This window comes from Flavobacterium adiutor, from assembly GCF_048282555.1.
Classification (GTDB): domain Bacteria; phylum Bacteroidota; class Bacteroidia; order Flavobacteriales; family Flavobacteriaceae; genus Flavobacterium.
Genome location: NZ_CP182487.1, coordinates 563,890 through 586,699, shown reverse-complemented (window position 1 = coordinate 586,699; position 22,810 = coordinate 563,890). Strand labels below are relative to the sequence as shown.

General features: G+C 36.2%; 17 protein-coding genes, 4 tRNA genes, 3 rRNA genes and 1 pseudogene. 7 read left to right on the top strand and 18 right to left on the bottom strand.

Annotated elements, in window-relative coordinates; all coding sequences use genetic code 11:
* Position 1: 1 nt before the first annotated feature.
* Both fucP and ACNC7R_RS02495 read left to right on the top strand, forming a co-directional pair.
* Positions 2-1,306 carry an L-fucose:H+ symporter permease gene (gene fucP / locus ACNC7R_RS02500; RefSeq protein WP_417939438.1) on the top strand — a complete coding sequence of 435 codons (1,305 nt, stop codon included), beginning with the start codon at positions 2-4 and terminating at the stop codon, positions 1,304-1,306.
* An 88-nt stretch (positions 1,307-1,394) separates the two neighbouring features.
* Positions 1,395-2,498 (top strand): pectinesterase family protein, encoded by a 1,104-nt coding sequence (locus tag ACNC7R_RS02495; protein ID WP_417939437.1) that lies wholly within the window; start codon positions 1,395-1,397, stop codon positions 2,496-2,498.
* A gap of 57 nt (positions 2,499-2,555) precedes the next feature.
* Here the strand turns inward: ACNC7R_RS02495 and ACNC7R_RS02490 are convergent, their stop codons facing one another.
* Positions 2,556-3,323, bottom strand: coding sequence for a response regulator transcription factor (locus ACNC7R_RS02490; protein ID WP_417939436.1), 768 nt, complete (start codon positions 3,321-3,323; stop codon positions 2,556-2,558).
* 106 nt (positions 3,324-3,429) lie between these two features.
* On the opposite strand from ACNC7R_RS02490, the gene ACNC7R_RS02485 reads away from it, so the two are divergent.
* Together ACNC7R_RS02485 and ACNC7R_RS02480 are read left to right on the top strand one after the other, a co-directional pair.
* Positions 3,430-4,182, top strand: a complete 753-nt coding sequence (locus ACNC7R_RS02485) for a DUF1349 domain-containing protein (RefSeq protein WP_417939435.1) — start codon at positions 3,430-3,432, stop codon at positions 4,180-4,182.
* Between the two features lie 287 nt (positions 4,183-4,469).
* Positions 4,470-4,646, top strand: a pseudogene (locus ACNC7R_RS02480) (transposase); the annotation flags it as partial.
* 146 nt (positions 4,647-4,792) lie between these two features.
* On the opposite strand, the gene ACNC7R_RS02475 reads toward ACNC7R_RS02480, so the two are convergent.
* From ACNC7R_RS02475 to ACNC7R_RS02435, 9 genes are all read right to left on the bottom strand, one after another.
* Positions 4,793-4,878 (bottom strand) — tRNA-Leu (locus ACNC7R_RS02475).
* Between the two features lie 6 nt (positions 4,879-4,884).
* Positions 4,885-4,957 (bottom strand) — tRNA-Phe (locus tag ACNC7R_RS02470).
* Between the two features lie 49 nt (positions 4,958-5,006).
* Positions 5,007-5,116: ribosomal RNA gene (gene rrf, locus ACNC7R_RS02465) — 5S ribosomal RNA — on the bottom strand.
* Between the two features lie 175 nt (positions 5,117-5,291).
* Positions 5,292-8,173, bottom strand: a 23S ribosomal RNA gene (locus ACNC7R_RS02460).
* Between the two features lie 164 nt (positions 8,174-8,337).
* Positions 8,338-8,411 (bottom strand) — tRNA-Ala (locus ACNC7R_RS02455).
* Between the two features lie 91 nt (positions 8,412-8,502).
* Positions 8,503-8,576: transfer RNA gene (locus ACNC7R_RS02450), tRNA-Ile, on the bottom strand.
* A 129-nt stretch (positions 8,577-8,705) separates the two neighbouring features.
* Positions 8,706-10,219, bottom strand: a 16S ribosomal RNA gene (locus tag ACNC7R_RS02445).
* The 16S, 23S and 5S rRNA genes sit together here with 4 tRNA genes alongside, the layout of an rRNA operon.
* Positions 10,220-11,154: 935 nt before the next feature.
* A complete protein-coding gene (locus ACNC7R_RS02440) occupies positions 11,155-12,390 on the bottom strand; it encodes an ABC transporter permease (RefSeq protein WP_417939434.1) in 1,236 nt (411 codons plus the stop codon).
* Positions 12,391-12,501: 111 nt separating this feature from the next.
* Complete coding sequence (locus tag ACNC7R_RS02435; RefSeq protein ID WP_417939433.1) at positions 12,502-12,996, bottom strand: YkgJ family cysteine cluster protein; 495 nt, start codon at positions 12,994-12,996, stop codon at positions 12,502-12,504.
* Between the two features lie 73 nt (positions 12,997-13,069).
* Here ACNC7R_RS02435 and ACNC7R_RS02430 point away from each other — a divergent pair, with 73 nt between their 5' ends.
* Both ACNC7R_RS02430 and ACNC7R_RS02425 read left to right on the top strand, forming a co-directional pair.
* Complete coding sequence (locus ACNC7R_RS02430; RefSeq protein ID WP_417939432.1) at positions 13,070-13,777, top strand: class I SAM-dependent methyltransferase; 708 nt, start codon at positions 13,070-13,072, stop codon at positions 13,775-13,777.
* A gap of 19 nt (positions 13,778-13,796) precedes the next feature.
* The gene (locus tag ACNC7R_RS02425) at positions 13,797-14,342 is read left to right on the top strand and encodes a YfiT family bacillithiol transferase (protein ID WP_417939431.1); all 546 of its coding nucleotides are present in this window, start codon (positions 13,797-13,799) and stop codon (positions 14,340-14,342) included.
* Positions 14,343-14,403: 61 nt separating this feature from the next.
* On the opposite strand, the gene ACNC7R_RS02420 is transcribed toward ACNC7R_RS02425, so the two are convergent.
* The 8 genes from ACNC7R_RS02420 to ACNC7R_RS02385 all read right to left on the bottom strand — a co-directional run bounded on the left by ACNC7R_RS02420 (position 14,404) and on the right by ACNC7R_RS02385 (position 20,892).
* Complete coding sequence (locus tag ACNC7R_RS02420; RefSeq protein ID WP_417939429.1) at positions 14,404-15,036, bottom strand: 7-carboxy-7-deazaguanine synthase QueE; 633 nt, start codon at positions 15,034-15,036, stop codon at positions 14,404-14,406.
* Positions 15,037-15,136: 100 nt separating this feature from the next.
* On the bottom strand, positions 15,137-16,804 hold the full coding sequence (locus ACNC7R_RS02415) for a tetratricopeptide repeat protein (protein WP_417939427.1): 1,668 nt from the start codon (positions 16,802-16,804) through the stop codon (positions 15,137-15,139).
* An 11-nt stretch (positions 16,805-16,815) separates the two neighbouring features.
* Positions 16,816-17,745, bottom strand: a complete 930-nt coding sequence (locus ACNC7R_RS02410; protein WP_417939425.1) for a PstS family phosphate ABC transporter substrate-binding protein — start codon at positions 17,743-17,745, stop codon at positions 16,816-16,818.
* Between the two features lie 2 nt (positions 17,746-17,747).
* Complete coding sequence (locus ACNC7R_RS02405; protein WP_278011280.1) at positions 17,748-17,978, bottom strand: hypothetical protein; 231 nt, start codon at positions 17,976-17,978, stop codon at positions 17,748-17,750.
* Positions 17,978-18,781, bottom strand: a complete 804-nt coding sequence (locus tag ACNC7R_RS02400; RefSeq protein ID WP_417939423.1) for an energy transducer TonB — start codon at positions 18,779-18,781, stop codon at positions 17,978-17,980. The genes ACNC7R_RS02405 and ACNC7R_RS02400 overlap by 1 nt, the downstream gene beginning before the upstream one ends.
* A gap of 40 nt (positions 18,782-18,821) precedes the next feature.
* The gene (locus tag ACNC7R_RS02395; RefSeq protein WP_417939421.1) at positions 18,822-19,370 is read right to left on the bottom strand and encodes an ExbD/TolR family protein; all 549 of its coding nucleotides are present in this window, start codon (positions 19,368-19,370) and stop codon (positions 18,822-18,824) included.
* Between the two features lie 19 nt (positions 19,371-19,389).
* Positions 19,390-20,016: an ExbD/TolR family protein gene (locus ACNC7R_RS02390; RefSeq protein WP_417939419.1), complete on the bottom strand. Its 627-nt coding sequence runs from the start codon at positions 20,014-20,016 to the stop codon at positions 19,390-19,392.
* Positions 20,017-20,067: 51 nt separating this feature from the next.
* A complete protein-coding gene (locus tag ACNC7R_RS02385) occupies positions 20,068-20,892 on the bottom strand; it encodes a MotA/TolQ/ExbB proton channel family protein (protein ID WP_417939418.1) in 825 nt (274 codons plus the stop codon).
* Between the two features lie 378 nt (positions 20,893-21,270).
* Between ACNC7R_RS02385 and ACNC7R_RS02380 the strand changes: the two genes are divergently transcribed.
* Positions 21,271-22,788 carry a helicase HerA-like domain-containing protein gene (locus tag ACNC7R_RS02380; RefSeq protein ID WP_417939416.1) on the top strand — a complete coding sequence of 506 codons (1,518 nt, stop codon included), beginning with the start codon at positions 21,271-21,273 and terminating at the stop codon, positions 22,786-22,788.
* Positions 22,789-22,810: the final 22 nt, after the last annotated feature.

Below are 22,810 nucleotides of genomic sequence, written 5' to 3'. Positions count from 1 at the left end.
TATGCAAGTAACCAACCAAACGGGAGACCAACACGAAGTTCCAACAGAAGGCGGAAAAGGAAATCAATATCTTTTGCCTTTTATTTTAATTACCAGCTTATTTTTCCTTTGGGGAATGGCGCACGGACTTGACGGTATTTTGATTCCACATCTAAAAAAAGCCTGTCAGCTCAACAACAGAGAATCAACATTGATTGATACGTCTATCTATTTTGCTTATTTTATTATGGCGATTCCCTCTGGAATGCTTATTAAACGATTTGGTTATAAAAACAGTATTATCACTGGATTATTAGTTTTCGCAATTGGAGCTTTTCTTTTTGTACCTGCCGCAAACAGCAGAACTTATGAATTATTTTTGTTTGCCTTATTTGTAATTGGTTGTGGCTTGACTATTTTAGAAACCAGTGCCAATCCTTATGCAGCTATTTTAGGTCCTGCAGAATCTTCTTCATTTAGATTAAATCTGGCTGCCTCATTTAATGGTTTAGCAGCCATGTTAGGCCCCATTTTGGGAGGTATTTTTATACTTTCAGGAATTAACTACACCCCAGCAGAGATGGCCGAAATGCCAGATACGGCAAAAACAGCCTACTTATTAGAAGAGGCTTCGGCAGTAAAATTGCCTTATATTATTTTAGGCAGTGTTCTGGTCTTGGTAGCTATAATATTTTATTTTATGCATTTGCCATCAATGAAGTCTAAACAAACAGAAAACGAAGTTAAACCAGGTTTTTTCTCTGTTTTAAAATTCTCTCATTTAAGTTGGGCAGTTGTAGCACAGTTTTTTTATGTTGGAGCACAGGTATGTGTAACTAGCTTTTTTGTCCGAATAGCTCAAAAAGAAGCTGGATTAGATGAAAAAACAGCTGCTTATTACCTTGGCATATATGGACTTCTGTTTATGATAGGTCGTTTTAGTGGAACATTCTTTTTGAAATTTGTCAAAGACTATGTTTTACTTTCTATCTATTGTATAATTAGTGCTTTGCTTTGCTTAGTAGCGATTTACGGATCAGGAATTATAGTCATTTATGCCTTAGGCGGAATTGGATTCTTTATGTCTATTATGTTCCCAACTATCTTTTCTTTAGGATTAGTAGGTTTAAAATCTAATACAGAAACTGGCTCATCCTGGCTGGTAATGTCTATTGTGGGTGGAGCAATCCTTCCTTATGCAATGGGAACTTTAATTGACATGAAACATGACGATATTCAGTCTGGTTATATAATTCCGCTAGTATGTTTCGTGATTATTCTTTATTTCGGAATATTTGGGCATAAAGTAAAAAGCATCGTTTCTTAGTTCAATTTCAATTATTTTTATAAATTTCCAAGGTTCAAAATTTGTTCCTTGGAAATTTATTTTTTAACTGATATCATTCAAATCTAATATGAAAAAAACGCTACTTCCTTTTTACTTCTTGCTCATTAGTTTCAACGTGGTTTTATACGCCCAAAAAAACAAAACTGCTTATGATATTGTAGTGGCTGCTGATGGAAGCGGTAATTATACTAAAGTTCAGGATGCTTTTAATGCTGTACCTGATAATAATACTAAACAGACAATCATTTTTATAAAGCCCGGCACTTATAAAGAAAAACTAAAATTAACTAAAAACAAAAAAGTAAAACTTATAGGTGAATCATACAAAACTACCATTCTCACTTTTGATGATTATGCTGAAATTGCAGGAGGCACCAGCAAGTCTTTTAGTGTATTGATTGAATCGGATGATTTTTTTGCAGAAAACATCACTTTTGAAAATACCATTAGTAGTGAGCTCCCTGAGTATAAAAAAGGTGGTCAGGCTGTAGCTTTAATGTTAAATGGCGATAGAACAATATTTCACAAATGCAAAATGAGCGGTTTTCAGGATACTTTTTATCTTAAAGCAAATAAGAGAACCTATATCAAAGATTGTATCATTGATGGAACGACAGACTTTATTTTTGGCGCAGGGATAGCCTTGTTTGAAAACTGTGTTATCCAATGTCGAAAAGACTCTTATATCACTGCCGGAAACCATGAAGCCGGAAAAAGCCAATATGGCTTTGTATTTAAAAACTGTTTGATAATGAAATATCCAAAAGCAGCTGTTTCAAAAGTGTCACTTGGAAGACCATGGGGAGCTGGTGCAAATACGGTTTTTATTAATTCATACCTGGAATCAATCATTATTCCCGAAGGCTGGTCAATTTGGTCAAAAGATCCAGAACATAAAGGATACGACAATTGGAAAACGAGTTTTTATACGGAATACAATTCTTTTGGCCCAGGTTCAAAATCTGATAATCGAATAGCATGGTCTAAACAGCTAAATAAAACCGAGGCCGAAGAATATACCAAAGAAAAAATATTTGCAGCCAACACAACAACTGCAAGTAATCTTGAAGGAGACTGGAATCCTGTAATTGAAAAAGACAAATGCGATTCTGTCTTACCTTCAAAAAAAGCCAAAAATGCCGATTCAAATTTTGAAAAAGCATTTAACTAATAAAAAACATAAAAACCTTTAAGCTCATAACGTTTAAAGGTTTTTATATTTTCAAACTTATACATTTATTAGTCCCATAACGAAAGCTGTTTTTAAAGCTTCGGTTGTATTCGCAACCTGCAGTTTTTGAATTATATTCTGTCTGTGACGACGAACTGTATAAACCGAAATATTTAACAAGTTTGCAATCTGATCACTATTGCTTCCCTTTGCTACATGAGCCAGAATTTCTAATTCTCTTTTAGAAAGCAGGCTTTCTGTATAAGGTTTATATTTTTCAGATGATATGATTTCTCCTGTTTTAATATTTACAATTTTACCTTCAATACCGTTTCTAAATTCTGAGTTAGTTGATGGTGCATACAAACACAATGCAAATAAAATACTCCCATTTGGTGATCTTTTAAGATACATCGTCCGATGATTAATATAATGCATGTTAGTCTCATCAGAAGAACGTAAACGGCTAAAAGTACTGTAATTTCTATATTCTTCTTCAGGCAGATTTTTAAGGTATTGAAAAAAATGAAGTTCTAAAGCATGGCGTTCGAGCACATCCTCCGAATTTAGCTTATCAAATATGCAGTCTTCAAAAGCAGAATCAATAAACAAATCACCTGAGAGTCCGAGCAATTTACCAAAATTACCCGCATAAATATAACTACAGTCAGCCTGAAAATCCGAAAGTACAGCGACACATTGCTCTATAGATACATAAGCAGCAGCCATTTTTTTATAATCTTCTACATCTAACGCTTCTTCATCCAAAAAAGTTTGTTTCAATAAAGTAGAAGTTAACTGATCTTCAATGGATCTGTCTGTCATAGTGGTTCAAATAAATTTGGTTAATTTTACGTATTGCCGTTATTAGAAGCAAAATGTAAATTTGAAAAACTAAGTTAGACTATTTATACTTTTAACAAAAACATTTATGAAATCTAAATCCCTTATCTGTTACAGTCTATTTCAAATTATTTTATTTACAGGTTGTAATAATGTTTCCAAAGAAAATAAAACAGCGAAAAATACTGCAACAAAACCAAAAGACTCAGCGATTGTCCGTGGAGTTCCATGCGATATCAAACTAAGCCAAATACATTTTACAAAATCAATTAATGGAGCTGATACGCTAGCAAAAGTAGATAATAAAGAAAACATACTATTTCATGTGGGAGAGAAAAAGGATTATTTCTCAGATCCAAATAATAAACTATCAAATAATTCGGCACCTATTCTTTTATCTAGAGTTGATAACACAAAACCCTTTACGTTAACAGCAAAAATAAGCCCGAAATTCACTAAAAACGGTTTATACAATGCTGGTGTATTATACCTATATGTAAACGACAGTTTTTATCAAAAATTTTGCTTTGAGCAGGATGAACGCGGTAATCACAGAATTGTAACAGTTCGTACCATAGGAACCTCAGACGATAATAACCATGATGTTGTCAATGCAAAAACTGTTTACATGAAAATTTCATCAGATACAGAAACAGTTGCCAGCTATTATTCGCTTGACAATAAAAATTGGCAAATGGTTCGTTTATATAAAAACAATTATCCTGCAGAAATTTGGACAGGAATCAGTGCACAATGCCCGGTAGATATAGGAACAACAAGTTATTTCGAAGATATTTACTTAGAACAAAAAAGTGTAAAAGATTTTCGTTTAGGAATCTAGAAATACGAAAAGGTTCTATTACAAAAGTGGATCTATATAAATTATCTCTTTTCTAATAGCACATATTTAAATCATTAAAACTCTTCTTAGATTTTATTTGTTTGATTAAAGCATTTTATCTTTTTTAAATACTAATTTTATTATGGGGAGCCCCCATAATAAAAAGGGACTTCCAAACTTACCGCTTATAAGTCCCTTTTTATAATGCGGTCGGGCTATCCAGGCTACTTCGGTAGCTTCTTCCTATCCCTCTCCTGACTCCGTTTTAATCACAAAAGTCTTTCGGTACAATCTCTCGTACAATTATGAATCATTATCAAACCATCTTAAATTATTTTGATAACAGAAGTACTAATGCTTCTGCAGAATCATTCAATGCCAAAATAAAAGCATTTAGATCAAAATTTAGAGGTGTTAGAAATATAGAATACTTCCTTTTTAGGCTAACTAATATTTATGCTTAATTTTTGCATCCCCACAGGTTTTTGCTTTGATCCTTAGTTTACATAATAATTTAGGAATATCTCATCCTTTGATTATTTAAAAGCTTTCATAAAACAAAAAAACGCAATTACTTAAGTTATAGTAATTGCGTTTTTTTAGGGATTTGTACTCAGAGCGGGACTTGAACCCGCACGGACATTGCTGTCCACTGGATTTTAAGTCCAGCGTGTCTACCAATTTCACCATCCGAGCATTTTGTGGTACCTCCAGGGATCGAACCAGGGACACATGGATTTTCAGTCCATTGCTCTACCATCTGAGCTAAGGTACCTCATTTTAAACAAAAAACCCTATTCTTTTTCAGAATAGGGTTTTCAAAAGAAAGGCGACGACATACTCTCCCACAAAACTGCAGTACCATCTGCGCTGGCGGGCTTAACTTCTCTGTTCGGAATGGGAAGAGGTGAGCCCCGCCGCAATAACCACCTTAAGGTTGTTAGTAATTAGTCCTTAGTGCTTAGTAATTAGTTTTTAAGCTAATCACTACTTACTCTTTACTAGTTACTTTCCGCGTACGGACAATATCTTAACATACTGAGATAAAGAAAACTATTATTCTATTAGAAAGTGCTTCCCTCCCGTCTTTTACACGGGAGGAAAAGGGTGTACATAAGCTTACGGATTATTAGTACTACTCGACTATGACATTACTGCCTTTACATCTATAGCCTATCAACGTGGTCATCTTCCACGATCCTTAAAAGAAATCTCATCTTGTGGTGGGTTTCGCGCTTATATGCTTTCAGCGCTTATCCCTTCCCAACGTAGCTACTCTGCGGTGCCCCTGGCGGGACAACAGATACACTAGAGGTTAGTCCAATTCGGTCCTCTCGTACTAGAATCAGATCCACTCAAATTTCTAACGCCCACAGTAGATAGAGACCGAACTGTCTCACGACGTTCTGAACCCAGCTCGCGTGCCACTTTAATGGGCGAACAGCCCAACCCTTGGGACCTTCTCCAGCCCCAGGATGTGACGAGCCGACATCGAGGTGCCAAACCCCCCCGTCGATATGAGCTCTTGGGGGAGATCAGCCTGTTATCCCCGGCGTACCTTTTATCCTTTGAGCGATGGCCCTTCCATGCGGAACCACCGGATCACTATGCTCTACTTTCGTACCTGATCGACCTGTATGTCTCTCAGTCAAGCTCCCTTATGCCATTGCACTCTTCGCACGGTTACCAAGCGTACTGAGGGAACCTTTAGAAGCCTCCGTTACTCTTTTGGAGGCGACCACCCCAGTCAAACTACCCACCAAGCACTGTCCTCTTCTTCGAAGAGTTAGGCCTCAGATAAACAAAGGGTTGTATTTCAACAATGACTCCACAACGCCTGGCGACGCCGCTTCATAGTCTCCAACCTATCCTACACATCATTTATCCAAGGTCAATACTAAGCTATAGTAAAGGTGCACAGGGTCTTTTCGTCCCACTGCGGGTAAACGGCATCTTCACCGTTACTACAATTTCACCGAGCTCATGGCTGAGACAGTGTCCAGATCGTTACACCATTCGTGCAGGTCGGAACTTACCCGACAAGGAATTTCGCTACCTTAGGACCGTTATAGTTACGGCCGCCGTTTACTGGGGCTTCAATTCAATGCTTCTCCGAAGATAACATCTCCTCTTAACCTTCCAGCACCGGGCAGGTGTCAGGCCCTATACTTCATCTTACGATTTTGCAGAGCCCTGTGTTTTTGATAAACAGTCGCCTGGACCTCTTCACTGCGGCCCCGATTGCTCGGGGCGACCCTTCTCCCGAAGTTACGGGTCTATTTTGCCTAATTCCTTAGCCATGAATCTCTCGAGCACCTTAGGATTCTCTCCTCAACTACCTGTGTCGGTTTACGGTACTGGTACTAATTACCTGAAGTTTAGAGGTTTTTCTTGGAAGCCCTTAGGCGCACTATCTCTTTGTCCGAAGACTCCGAGTACTATCGTATTTCACCATTCTCTACGGATTTGCCTATAGAGAATATAGCTAGGTACTTTAACGAACTATTCCGTCAGTTCGCGGCGCTTTCATCACTCCGTCACCCCATCACAGTAATTAGTAGTACGGGAATATTAACCCGTTGGCCATCGACTGTCCCTTTCGGGTTCGCCTTAGGACCAGACTAACCCACAGCTGATTAGCATAGCTGTGGAAACCTTAGTTTTTCGGTGTGCGGGTTTCTCGCCCGCATTATCGTTACTTATGCCTACATTTTCTTTTCCAGCCAGTCCAGAATACCTTACGATACACCTTCAACCCTGCTGGAATGCTCCCCTACCACTTACAGTAAACTGTAAATCCATAGCTTCGGTAATATGCTTATGCCCGATTATTATCCATGCTCGTCCGCTCGACTAGTGAGCTGTTACGCACTCTTTAAATGAATGGCTGCTTCCAAGCCAACATCCTAGCTGTCTGGGCAGACAAACCTCGTTCTTTCAACTTAGCATATATTTGGGGACCTTAGCTGATGGTCTGGGTTCTTTCCCTCTCGGACTTGGACCTTAGCACCCAAGCCCTCACTGCTGTAAAACATTATATAGCATTCGGAGTTTGTCAGGAATTGGTAGGCGGTGAAGCCCCCGCATCCAATCAGTAGCTCTACCTCTATATAACTATTATCAGCGCTGCACCTAAATGCATTTCGGGGAGTACGAGCTATTTCCGAGTTTGATTGGCCTTTCACCCCTACCCACAGGTCATCCGAAGACTTTTCAACGTCAACCGGTTCGGACCTCCACACTGTGTTACCAGCGCTTCATCCTGCCCATGGGTAGATCACACGGTTTCGCGTCTAACACTACTGACTAAAGCGCCCTATTCAGACTCGCTTTCGCTACGGATCCGTGACTTAATCACTTAACCTTGCCAGCAACGTTAACTCGTAGGCTCATTATGCAAAAGGCACGCCGTCACCCCACCAAAGGGCTCCGACCGCTTGTAAGCGTATGGTTTCAGGATCTATTTCACTCCGTTATTCACGGTTCTTTTCACCTTTCCCTCACGGTACTGGTTCACTATCGGTCTCTCAGGAGTATTTAGCCTTAGCGGATGGTCCCGCCAAATTCAGACAGGGTTTCACGTGCCCCGCCCTACTCAGGATACCACTATCTATTATACTTGTTACCCATACGGGGCTATCACCCTCTTTGGCGCTACTTTCCAGTAACTTCTGGTTCCGTGTACATAAAATATCGTGGTCCTACAACCCCAACATTGCCATAACAACATTGGTTTGGGCTAATCCGCGTTCGCTCGCCACTACTTACGGAATCACTTTTGTTTTCTTCTCCTCCGCCTACTTAGATGTTTCAGTTCAGCGGGTTTGCCCACCTATCGGTGTACTATGTCTTCAACATAGTGGGTTGCCCCATTCGGGTATCTGCGGATCAAATGGTGTGTGCCCATACCCGCAGCTTTTCGCAGCTTATCACGCCCTTCATCGCCTCTGAGAGCCTAGGCATCCCCCATACGCCCTTATTTTGCTTATTGTACCAATCTTGTTACTTAAAACAAGACCGTTTTTTTTGTTTTCTTTTATTTGTATTACTACTAATAATAAAAAACGCTTTCTACTTTTTAATTTTTTCTTATCTCAATATGTCAATGAACTTTAACAATTAATAATTATCAATTGATAATTTTCAATTATTTCGTGGAGAATAACGGAGTCGAACCGTTGACCTCCTGCGTGCAAGGCAGGCGCTCTAGCCAGCTGAGCTAATCCCCCCATTTTTTAGTTGTCAGTTAACAGTTTTTAGTTAACAGTACTTAAAACGGTTACTCAACCTCTAAAATTTCCTTTTTTTTAAGTTAAATAGTAGTCCCGGGCAGACTCGAACTGCCGACCCCTACATTATCAGTGTAGTACTCTAACCAGCTGAGCTACGAGACTCTGTTTTTACTTAATTTTCATTATTTTTTTAAATTAACAGCAAGAGTAATCAAATCTTTCAATTCAGAACTTTATAAATAATCATCTTTTATCCCCAACGTGTGTATCCACTAACATATGAGGCTCTAGAAAGGAGGTGTTCCAGCCGCACCTTCCGGTACGGCTACCTTGTTACGACTTAGCCCTAGTTACCAGTTTTACCCTAGGCAGCTCCTTGCGGTCACCGACTTCAGGCACCCCCAGCTTCCATGGCTTGACGGGCGGTGTGTACAAGGCCCGGGAACGTATTCACCGGATCATGGCTGATATCCGATTACTAGCGATTCCAGCTTCACGGAGTCGAGTTGCAGACTCCGATCCGAACTGTGACCGGCTTTATAGATTCGCTCCTGCTCACACAGTGGCTGCTCTCTGTACCGGCCATTGTAGCACGTGTGTAGCCCAAGGCGTAAGGGCCGTGATGATTTGACGTCATCCCCACCTTCCTCACAGTTTGCACTGGCAGTCTTGTTAGAGTTCCCGACTTGACTCGATGGCAACTAACAACAGGGGTTGCGCTCGTTATAGGACTTAACCTGACACCTCACGGCACGAGCTGACGACAACCATGCAGCACCTTGTAAATTGTCTTGCGAAAGTTCTGTTTCCAAAACGGTCAATCTACATTTAAGCCTTGGTAAGGTTCCTCGCGTATCATCGAATTAAACCACATGCTCCACCGCTTGTGCGGGCCCCCGTCAATTCCTTTGAGTTTCAAACTTGCGTTCGTACTCCCCAGGTGGGATACTTATCACTTTCGCTTAGCCACTGAACTTGCGCCCAACAGCTAGTATCCATCGTTTACGGCGTGGACTACCAGGGTATCTAATCCTGTTCGCTACCCACGCTTTCGTCCATCAGCGTCAATCCATTAGTAGTAACCTGCCTTCGCAATTGGTATTCCATGTAATCTCTAAGCATTTCACCGCTACACTACATATTCTAGTTACTTCCTAATAATTCAAGTTCAGCAGTATCAATGGCCGTTCCACCGTTGAGCGATGGGCTTTCACCACTGACTTACTAAACCGCCTACGGACCCTTTAAACCCAATGATTCCGGATAACGCTTGGATCCTCCGTATTACCGCGGCTGCTGGCACGGAGTTAGCCGATCCTTATTCTTACGATACCGTCAAATTCCTTCACGAAGGAGTGTTTCTTCTCGTACAAAAGCAGTTTACAATCCATAGGACCGTCATCCTGCACGCGGCATGGCTGGATCAGGCTTGCGCCCATTGTCCAATATTCCTCACTGCTGCCTCCCGTAGGAGTCTGGTCCGTGTCTCAGTACCAGTGTGGGGGATCTCCCTCTCAGGACCCCTACCCATCGTAGCCATGGTAAGCCGTTACCTTACCATCTAGCTAATGGGACGCATGCTCATCTTTTACCGTTGTGACTTTAATAGTAGGTTGATGCCAACTCACTATACTATGGGGTATTAATCCAAATTTCTCTGGGCTATCCCCCTGTAAAAGGTAGATTGCATACGCGTTACGCACCCGTGCGCCGGTCTCAAAGCCCGAAGACTTCTACCCCTCGACTTGCATGTGTTAAGCCTGCCGCTAGCGTTCATCCTGAGCCAGGATCAAACTCTTCATCGTATATTTTAATATTATATTGCGATGAATATCTATCGGTTCTTCCCTAATCTATCGATTCCATTACTCTTATTCTTTTGTCCTAACATCTCTGTTAAAACGGCTGTCAATTCAATATGTCTACGAACGTAATTTTCTTTATTTTTTTCGCTTATCGTTTGTTTCTCAAAGCGGGTGCAAAAGTAAAAATTCTTTTTGTTTCCTGCAAGAAAAATTTAAAAAAATTGAAACTTTTTTTTCGTTTCTTTTTTCTCCTTTTTCTTTCAATCTCTCAACGAACTTTCCGTGTTTTGCGGGGTGCAAATGTAAAAGCATTTTTCAAATCTCGCAAGCTTTTTCTAATCTTTTTTTTGAAAATCTCTTTTCTCTCAATCAGCATGCTTGCCAGTATTTCAGTGAACGTCTTTCGTTATTGCGGGTGCAAAAGTAACACCTTTATTTACATTTACAACTCTTTTTTTTTATATTTTTTCAATATTTTTAAACCTTTTTTATTAACTAACTCATAACAAATTCCTTACAGATTAGACTTTTTTGAAAAATTGTAAGTTTTTTCTATTTTAAACTGATTTTCCCTTATTTCAGCATGCTTTTTGAATTCCGTTTTTGAGGAGTTTTTAATCTTTAATACTGTTTGCTTAACAAAAGTTATGTTTTGAAAAAACTTCTTTTCACCCTGAAAAGCTTTGATTATATCTTTTCTACAGCTATTTCTCTTTAAAAAGCACTTCATAGCCCCGATAGAAGTGAAAATACTTTTGCTTTTTTCTTTAAAAAGCAAAAGATTGAAACCAATAGCGGGAAACAACTCCTTATTAAATAAAATCTTAAAAGAGTTTCGAACACAATAATCCGAACATTTTATTTCTAGATATATAATAATAAAGCCGGAGAGTTTTAAAAACACTGCCGGGCTCTCAATTACTCATATATGTTAGTTAATCAAAACGGATTGCTTTTACCGGAGAAATCTTTGTTATTATATAGGATGGAATTAATAATACTAAGAAACAAATCGTAACGGTCATTAAATTCAATAAAACCACATAAACCCAATTTATATAAACTGGTGCCTGATTGACATAATAGTTTTCTGGATTCAATTGGATAATACCAAATTGCTGCTGAATTAACAATATTGAAATACCAATTAAGTTGCCCCAAAACAATCCTCGTATTATAAGATAGAAGGCATTGTACAAAAATATTTTTCGAACTGTCCAATTGTTAGCACCTAAAGCCTTTAAAATACCTATCATTTGTGTACGTTCCAAAATAAGCACCAATAAAGCAACTACCATATTTATTGTTGCAACCAAAATCATGACAGCCAAAATAACAATAATATTGAAATCAAAAAGCTGAAGCCAATCGAATATATAACTGTACTTCTCAATTATGGTTTTTGTATCTAAACTTGAGGAAGTTTGTTCATAGATTTCATTTCCTGTAGTTTTAATATTATCGAAATCTTTTACAAAAATTTCGAATGCACCAACCTGATCAGAAGCCCATTTATTAATTCTCTGAATATGACGAATATCACCAATTATATAAGTTGCGTCAAAATTCTGAAAACCGGAATTAAAAATACCCGTAATTTTGAATCGGCGACTATTGGGCATCTTCCCTTGTTCATCTTTAATAAAAAAAGTATTAAAGCTATCGCCTACTTTTAAATTTAATCTGTCTGCAAGAAATCTAGAGATTATAACATCTTCATTTAATGATTTAGAAAAATCCGGTAACTTTCCCTCTACTAGATATTCTTTTATATTATTCCAGTCATAATCTGATCCAACTCCTTTGAAAACAATTCCCTCGAAAGCATTTTCGGTTCTGATGATTCCGGCTTTACTTGCGATTGCCTGGATATGACTTACCTCAGGAACTGATTTGAAATCAGGATAGAAATCCTGATTTTTAGAAACAGGAATCAATGTTACATCAGAATTATTATTGTCATAATTCGAAATAATGATCTGACCGTTGAAAGCGGAAACTTTGTCCCGAATTTTTTGCTGTAATCCGATACCGGTAGCAACTGAAACCAACATCATGATAATACCAATAGCTATAGCCGAAATAGCAATTTTTATAATAGGAGCCGAGATACTACTTTTATAATCTTTAGCAGTGATAAGTCTTTTAGCTATAAAATATTCGAGGTTCAATTTATAAGTTCTATTATATTTATAAAATCAGTTTATTTCTCTCAGTAAAAATACATTTTAAAAAGTAAAAAAGAATTGTAACGCGGAACAATTACAAATTATTTAAGCCTATCATAATGGCATTTTCTTCTTCATTTCTTCCACAATATTATAAGCAGCAGGGCAAATTGCTACATTCTTCAAAGTAAGATCTGCTATTTGATGAAACTTTTTTCTATCGGTATGCGGAAATTCTCTACATGCTTTTGGTCGAACATCATAAATCATGCAGTAATTTTCATTATCCAGAAAAGTACAGGGAACACTTTTTAAAACATAATCGTTGTCTTCATCAATTCGAAGATACTGTTCAATAAATTGTTGTGGTTTTTGCCTGAAAGATTTTGATATTCTCTCAATATCTGCCAAAGTAAATAATGGACCGGTCGTTTTACAACAATTGGCACACTGCAAACAATCTGTTTTTTTAAATTCTGCATCATGCAAATCCTGCATAACATAATCTAAATTCTTAGGCTGTTTCTTTTTCAGCTTATCAAAATACTTTTTATTTTCGATATGCTTATCTTTGGCTAACTTATTTAAGTTATTTAAAATTTGTTTCAAGAGTATTCATTAAATATATCTGCAAAATTAAACAACTTTAAATTCCAAACCTTAAACTTTGAACTAAATTACAATGAAAGATCTTTTCGGAAAAGCCATGTTTGATTTTCAAACTAATAATTCACCAGAAGACATTATTACCGAGACTTCAATTTCAGAAGAAGATGAAATGAGCGTTGCCTATCTGTTCCGCTCTTATAAAGACATGCCGAAATTAGAACAAAAAGCTTTACAATTGGCTTTCGGAAAGACTTTAGATGTTGGCTGCGGAGCCGGAAGTCATAGCCTTTCACTGCAAAAAGACCGCAAATTAGATGTGACTTCGATTGATATTTCAGAAAAAGCAATTGAAACTTGTAAATTGCGAGGTATAGAAAATGCCAAAACTTTAAATATATTAGATTTTGAGGGAGAAAAATTTGACACGATACTTTTGCTAATGAACGGCACGGGGATTTTCGGAAAATTACAGAACTGCAATAAATATTTATCTAAACTAAAATCACTTTTAAACGAGGGCGGTCAAATTTTGATAGACAGTTCAGACATCATTTATATGTTTGATGAAGATGAAGATGGAGGAAAATGGATTCCGTCCGATAACGATTATTATGGTGAACTTGTCTTTACTATATCTTATAAAGGAGAAAAAGGAGAACCTTTCGACTGGCTTTATTTAGATTACAATACACTTCAGAATGCTGCGACTGCAAATGGGCTTAAATGTGAACTGATTCTAGAAGGTGATCATTATGATTATTTAGCCAGACTATCTATTTAACAATTTAAAAAAATACTTTATGGAAGAATTAGATTTGGAAAAACTAAAATATCCTTTAGGGAAATTTGAAATTCCTGCAGAATATACCTCGGGATACATTTCAAGCAAAATAGAAGAAATAGCAACTTTTCCTGAAAGACTTAAAAAAGAAACCATTCATTTAACCAATGAACAGCTGAATACTCCATACCGTCCTGGAGGCTGGACTATTCGCCAAGTAATTCATCATTGCGCAGAGAGCCATATGAATTGTTTTATCAGAATTAAATGGACTTTGACTGAAAATAATCCAATAATAAAAGCTTATGATGAGACTTTATGGAGTGAACTCCCTGATAATCTACAAATGCCAATCGAGCCTACGCTGAATTTATTAAGTGGATTGCATTTTAGAATAGCTTATCTCCTGAAAAGTTTATCCGAAACCGATTTAAAAAAGTCTTTTATTCATCCTGAGAGCAAATCAGAAATCAGTCTAAAACAAATCATTGGATTATATTCTTGGCATGGAAATCATCATTTAGCTCACATTACATCTTTAAAAAAATATAAAAACTGGAAATAAACATTATTTAGAATAATCTAAAACAAAAAAAAATCTCTTCAGACAAAGAGATTTTTTTGTTTTATGGAATATTCAAATACTTATGTGTCTGTAAGGAAACTCTCCATTTTGGATTATTCATTACATATTCTACAATCAAAGGAGTCATTTCCTCTTTTTTGCTCCATTCCGGCTGTAGAAATAAAATTGCGTTGCTATTTACCAATTCTGCCTGTTCTTCAGCAAAAATAAAATCATGCTTATTATGAATAATTACTTTTAGCTCATCTGCATTATCATAAACAGTCTGGGTTGGTAATTTATTTTTTTTAGGAGAAAGGCAAATCCAATCCCATGAACCAGATAAAGGATAAGCACCTGACGTTTCTATATGAACTTTTAAATTTTTATCTTTTAATTTACCTGTAAGCAAACTCATATCCCATGTTAGAGGCTCACCGCCTGTAACAACAACCGTATCAGCATAAACTGAAGCATTTTTTACAATTAAATCCACATTTGTTGGCGGATGCAATTCTGCATTCCAGCTTTCTTTCACATCACACCAATGACATCCTACATCACAACCCCCAATTCTTATGAAGTAAGCAGCTGTTCCTGTGTGAAAACCTTCTCCCTGGATAGTATAAAATTCTTCCATCAAAGGCAACATTGCTCCTTTATTTACTTCTAATTGTATTTCTTTTGATAACATTATTTTATTTTAAAGTGCAAAGATAGTCAATTAAATATGGAACAAAAAAACCGATAGCTTTTGAAAACTATCGGTTTTATATTTTAATAATTGTATTTTACTATTTCAAAGCTTTCACAGATTGAGCTGCATAAGTATTTGCAGGATCTAAGGCTAAAGTTTTATTGAAGTATTCAACAGCTTTCGCTTTGTCTGTATTGGCATAAGCAGCACCAATTGAATTATAAGACTCAACAATTTTTTTAACTGTCGCAGGTTTAGCTAATTCTTCAGCTCCTTTAGCAGTAATTTTATTAATATACTCTGTATAATACTTAATAATCAAATCATCTTTATCCAATAAACTGTTGATTCTGGCTTTGTAAATGTAAGCCTCATCATAAGTAGGAGAAGCTACTAAAATTTTGTCAAAAGTAGCATCTGCATTTGCTAAAGCGGCTTTATCACGGCTCTCTGCCGGTTTTCCAGCATTCCCGTAGTAAACAGAAATTCCATAATATACGGAGTCATCTAAATAATTCTTAGATTCAGTGTTAGCAGCTCCAAGTTCAAAAATAGCGGCAGCCAGAGCATATTGTTTTTTCCCGAATAAAGCTTTTCCAAAATCTGCAAGCTCTTCTACAACTAAAGGCTCTAATTCAATTGCTTTTTTGATATCAGCAAAACCAGCATCAAAAGCAGCCTGATCTACAACACCTTCGGCATTTGTTCCTTTTTTAATTTTAGACAAACCTAAATATAAATAATCTCTTCCAATTACTTTATTAGTTGGCACTTTAATAAAGTCCTCAATAGATTTAATCGCCACATCAGGGTTTCCGTTTTCATATGCAGCATAACCCAAATATCTGAAAATTCTAGGATTCACTTTATCCTCTGCAATCATTTTATTTGCAACCTCTTCAAGTTTTTTATAATCTTTGACCAAGATTAAGAAATCTGCATGACGCATTTTAGAATCTAAAGAATAGTCTGTCAGACTTAAATACTTTTCGTAATTTGTAATTGCATTTTGTAAATTCACCTTTGCAGTTGATGGCTTATTTCTTGCCCATTTGTAATATGTTTCAGCCAACTCTCTGTAAACAGGTCCATAATTAGCATCTAAAGCAATAACCTCATTAAATGATTTTATTGCTTCATCATATGATTTGGCTCCTTTCAATAAAACTCCTAATTGCATTTTTGCTCTTAAAAGTGTCGGATCAGCAGTAAAGGCATCACGATATGCTTTATAAGCATCATTCTGATTATTCGCGCCATAATACGCATCCCCAATTGCTAAAAGAGCAGTCGCATTTTGTGGTTCAATCGCCAAAGCACGCTTAAGAACAGCGATAGCATTATTGTAATCTGGATTATCAGAATTAATGTAGGCACGTCCGATATAAATAAATTCTTCTACATCTTTACGTTTCATATCTTTTGTTGCCAAGCCGAAATTAGCCTGGGCAGCAGCAGCATTTTTCTGATCCAAGTCTAGCTGACCTAATCCAATATAATTTAAATTCTTTTTATCTGATGCCTCTAGCCCATTTAAATAATAGATTTTAGCAGAGTCAACTACACTTTCATTTAAATATATATTCCCTAAAACAAAGTTAGCTTCACCATCAGAAGGTTTGGCTTTTATGATTGATTTCAGTAAAGACTTTGCTTTCTGAAATTGTTCTGCATCGATTGCCTTTTTAGCCTCTTTGATATCTTGCGCTTTTACAACAGAAGCTGAAGCAACTAAGGCAAGACTTAAAATTTTGAATTTGTTCATCTTTATTGTAATTAATTATTTTCTTTATCGTTTGTAATCTGATTTCTAATCTGGAGTTTTCTTCCCGGAGTTTTAACAGGCATTAGTCCAGACTTCAAAACAATACGCTGACCAATGTCTCCGGCAATGAAGGAAGCAAAACCCATTCCTAATCCTGTATATCCTTGACAATTTATGATATACAATTCACGTGCCAAAGGATATTTACCTTCAGCAATGTCATTCTGAGTAGGACTGTAATAATTATTATCTTTCTCTCCTTTAACACTCAGAACGCTTATATTATGAACTACATCCTGCATTTCGGGAGCAGGCTGTGAAAGCCAATTAACTCCTACTACACCTATCATTCCATCATTTTCTGAAACAAATTTTATTACTTCATCGTTAGTTTTAAAAGAAAAAACACCGTCAGCAGGAATATCTTTAACTTTAGCCAAATCTTTGATGTAACGTACTGTACTTGAGTTAGGATTATCAAATACAAGTCCTTTTATTCCAGAACTTGGTATTCCTTTCATAAAATCAATTACAGTTTTCAACGCAATTAGTGTATCTTTATTGCTCTTATTGGAAATAAAAGCGATCGCATCAATCGCAAACGGTGTAACTCTTGGATTTATTTTAAGCTTTATAAATTTATCTTTTTCTGCCCGAGTTAAATCTCTAGCTGTAATAGCAACCTTAGTTTTTACATTCAGCAGATCATTAATCACTTCCGCTTCAGATTTAGCCTTAGTATTTACTTTGGCATTATAATATGTCCCTTCAAAAACAGCAACCTGATCATCCACAATTGGCTTCACAGTTTCATCAACTGCAATTTCTATTGTTCCTTTTAAAATTGTTTCATTATTAGAATCACTTTTACTTTTTTGATTACACATTGCAAACAACAAAATAAAAATGACTAAGCCCAAAACTTTAACATTCTTTAACATACTTATTCAGTGTTAGAATTTATTAATCTCAAAAATCGAATTGCGGAATATACTATCAATAAGATACCAAATGCGTATCTGTACATAGGATCCATGTTCAATGGCAGCTTCTTCCAAAACATAATCATTAAACCCAGTACAAGATAAATTAAAAAAAACAATATTCCTAAAACGAGAAGAAATCGCTCTTTGAGCGATTTCTTCTGAATACTATTAAGTATATTTTTTAACATTATTCTGCAGATTGAATAGTAATTGGTAGAGAGTAAAGTACCCTTACTTTTTTACCATTTTGTTCGCCTGGAGTCCATTTTGGGCATTTTTTAAGAACCCTGATAGCTTCTGCTCCAGTTCCGTAACCGATATCTCTCAATACTTTAATATCTGTTAATGAACCATCTTTTTCAACTACAAAAGTAACATATACTTTACCTTTTAAACCTTCTTCTTCCGGAGTCTTATAGTTGTTTCCTACGAATTTGTAGAATTTCTCCATTCCTCCAGGAAAGTCTGGTTTTACTTCGATACCAGCTGTGTTGTATACGTTGTTGTCTTCCTGAACGATTTCAGCAACCGGACCTTTACCTACTGGCTCATCAACAGTTAAAACTGCATCCGGATCACCTTTGATCGTTTCAGAACCGATTTTCTTTTCCTTAAGATCCACAATTTTTGGTGGTTCCTCGGTAATCTCCTCAGTCTTAGCCACTACTGGCTTAACAAATTTCACCTGATCCACTTTTGGTGGTGGTGGTGGTGGAGGTGGCAAATTTGGTTTTACCGGCTCTTTTGGCTTAGGCGGTAATTTTACCGTCGTAATTTTAATATCGTTATTTACTTCGTCTTCCCCTGACTCAGGTAAAAAGCTGGCAATAAGAGGGGCAGCAATAGCTAAGCTGAAAATAACAGAACCAATGATAAGTGCTCTTACCGTAGTTTTTGTATTTGACTTTCTCAGCTCGTATGCTCCATATATCTTATTACGTCCTTCGAATACGATATCAAGCCACTGATTTTTAATAATATCTAATTTCATATTTCTTAATTATTAGGTTATTGACAAAATAAAATTGCTTTTATTTTTTCTCTAACAATTCTGTTTCTTTAGGTTGAAAGTCATTAACAATTGCATAAGTTCCAACTCCTGTAATAGCCATTTCATCCAAAATATCTACTAAGTTTTTATACTTAGATTTTTTACCCGGCTTGATGATTACAATGATACCTTTATCCTTATTTCCTGTGTATTCAATTACAGACTTTTTACGAGCCAGTAATTCTTTACGAATACCGTCTTTTCCATAAGCGATATCTTTAGGTCCAGCTATAGGAGAATCTAATAATCCCATATAATAGATAAGTTTATTATTCTCACCCATCATAATGGTCATAGTACGTTTTTCATCAACTTTTATGTTCTTATTTTTAGTTTCATCCTCATCTTTATCTGGCAAACCTAAACTCATCGATTGAGGTTTTGACAACGTCGTGGTCAACATAAAGAACGTGATTAATAAGAACGCCAAATCTACCATTGCCGTTAAATCGACTTTAGAGTTTTGCTTTTTACTTCTTACTTTGCCACCTTTCCCGCCGCCACCGTCGCCGGTATTTAATTCAGCCATTTTAGTGTATCTTTTTTAATTAAAAATCTTTCCCTCTCATACCTGTAACCAAGTTAAAGGTATTAACTTTCTGATCTTGTAAGATATCCATAATCTTTTTGATTTGTGGATAATCTTCTTTAGCATCTCCTTTTATTGCAATCTGCAATTCCTTATCATCTAAATCAATCGCAGCTCTTCTTGAAACTAAAAGCCATTCTTTTAATTGATTGTTTAAAGAATCAATCGGAATACCTGGCTGATTAGCCTTACTTCTGTCAGCAGCTTTCATATCGATAATCTGCTTTAGATTTGCAAGAGGTACACCAAAGTCATCCATTAGTGCAAATTTCTCTTTATCCTGATCTGAAAAAGAAACGCCTAATTTATTCCCCATTCCTTCAAGAGTTTTTTTACGCAACTCTCTTCCTTTTAGATCAAAAAACACTTTGCTTTTTCCGTCTTTTCCTTTACCTACTGAGATAATAGCCAAATCTGAATCCGGCAGTTTAGTTTGTACAGTAGATGATGGAGTATCAACAGGAAGTGCCTCTGGCACCTTAGCAGTAGCGGTCAAAATAAAGAACGTAAGCAAAAGGAACGCAACATCACACATGGCAGTCATATCTGTCGATGTTGACTTTTTTTTCATTTTTATTTTAGCCATTCTCTTTTTATTTTATTTTGATAATTAATTGCAATTATTATCAAAAATTAATTATTGTCTTAAGCTTCCTCTGAATTTTCTGTAAGTATTAACGATTGTAGTACCAGCCTCGTCGATAGAGTAAGTTAAATCGTCAATTTTAGCAGTAAAGAAGTTGTAAGAAATGATTGCTAATACAGAAGTAGAGATACCTGTTGCCGTGTTGATAAGTGCCTCAGAGATACCTGTTGCAAGAGCAGCCTGATCCGGAGTACCAGCAGAAGCTAACGCACCAAACGCTTTAATCATACCAGATACAGTTCCTAATAATCCTCCTAATGTTCCTAATGATACTAAAGTAGAGATGATCGTCATGTTTTTCTCTAACATTGGCATTTCTAATGAAGTTGCCTCTTCAATTTCTTTGTGGATTACTTCTGAAGCTTCTTCACTGTTGAATCCTTCTTTTTTAACGTCCTGATATTTAATCAAAGCAGATTTAATTGCATTTGCAACAGAACCTTGTTGTTTGTCACATGAAGCGATAGCAGCCTCGATGTTTCCTTCCTTAATACTTCCTTGTACATTTTTCATGAATGTATCTAAGTTAGCTTTACCTGCAGCTTTTGAAATAACGATAAATCTTTCAATAGAAAAAACAACAACCATTAAAAACATACCTAATAATGCAGGTACAATAAAACCTCCTTTATATACCATTCCAAGTGTATTGATTGGGTGACCTGTTTCTGGATTACCTCCTTCAAAGTTAGCAGGAGATCCCATAACGTATTTCCAGATAATAATTCCAACTATGATACACGCCACAATAATAATCCCTGAAACCATTCCTCCCCCATTTGAAGTGCTCTCTTTTTTAGCTTTAACGTTTGCCATTTTTTTTAATTTTAATAGTTTTAAATAATTTTTATTTTTAGTTATAATTTAACTTGTAGGGTAGCAAATTTATACGTTTAGTTTAAATAAAAAAACTTTTTTTAATTTAATTGAAGCAAATTTAACTTGAATTTAAAAAAGTTCTCATTAAATTGCCCTCATCATTTTTTTAATAAACCAAAAAAAAGGTCGATTTATGGAAAAATTACAACGTTTTAGTAAATATTCAAATATTCCTTTGCTATCTTCTTAAAATGTTGCGAAATTTTTTTTTACATTATTTTCAACTAAAAAAAGGACTTTAGTGTTAAAAAAATCACATCAAAACTATTAAACCCTAAGCAATACTCTTATAATCATCTAAATCACAAACAAAAAATGAATAAAAAGGACAGTTTTATTGAGGATATAAATAAAGGATATTCTTTTAAAGGAGACAGCATCATTTTAGGTGGCGCCATTCTGGACGGAGAAGCAATACCGGGAACACATGTAAAGGTACCTTTAAAAACTTTAAATCGTCACGGACTCATAGCAGGTGCTACCGGTACAGGTAAAACAAAAACAATCCAGGTTTTTTCCGAGCAGCTTTCAAATGCAGGAATTCCTGTTCTGATGATGGACATAAAAGGTGATTTTAGCGGTATTGCAAAAGAAGGAAAAGAAGAAGGTTTTATTACGGAACGTCATGCTAAAATAAACCTACCTTATACTATAGCTGCTTTTCCTGTTGAGCTAATGTCATTATCTAAACAAAACGGCGTACGTTTGCGTGCCACTGTTTCTGAATTTGGCCCCGTATTATTTTCAAGGATTTTAGATCTTAATGATACACAGGCTGGCGTCGTTGCTGTAATTTTCAAATATTGTGATGACAAAAACATGCCTTTATTAGACTTAAAGGACATTAAAAAAATCATCAACTATATTACAGAAGAAGGCAAAGAGGAAATTGAAGAAAATTATGGAAAAATCTCAACCTCTACAACAGGAACTATTTTAAGAAAAATAATTGAACTCGAGCAACAGGGAGGCGATTTGTTTTTTGGAGAATTATCTTTTGAAATCGATGACTTGATGCGAATTGATGAAAATGGAAAAGGATACGTAAATATCATTCGCCTGACCGATATTCAGGATAAACCCAAATTGTTCTCTACCTTTATGTTAAGCCTACTCGCGGAAATTTATCAGCAAATGCCCGAAAAAGGAGATCCTGAACAACCTGAATTAGTTATTTTTATCGATGAGGCCCATTTAATTTTTAATGAAGCCAGCAAAGTCTTGTTAGAGCAAATTGAAACGATTGTAAAACTAATTCGTTCTAAAGGCATTGGTATTTATTTCATAACACAGAATCCGATGGACGTTCCAAGTGGTGTTTTGGCGCAGCTGGGATTAAAAATTCAGCATGCCCTTAGGGCTTTTACCGCAAATGACCGTCAGGCAATTAAAAAAACAGCAGATAATTATCCAACTTCTGAATATTATAAAACCGATGAATTGCTTACAAGCTTAGGAATTGGGGAAGCACTGGTGACTGCTTTGAGCGAAAAAGGAGTTCCGACTCCATTGGTTGCAACCATGTTGCGCGCTCCTCAAAGCCGAATGGATATTTTAACTTCTGATGAAATTGAAGAAATAAACAACAAATCCAAATTAGTAAAAAAATATAGTGAAGAAATCGATCGTGAAAGTGCCTACGAAATTCTGAACAAAAAAATTGAAGAGGCCGCAAACGCAGCTACAGAACAAGAAAAGCAAGCTCCGGCTAAACCTTCAAAAACAGAACCCAGCACTACCGAAGTGGTTACAAAATCAGTTCTTAAAGTTGTTACAAGCGCTACATTTATAAGAGGAGTCTTTGGAGTTTTATCGAAAATATTAAAAAAATAAAAAACAATTACAATGTCAAAAA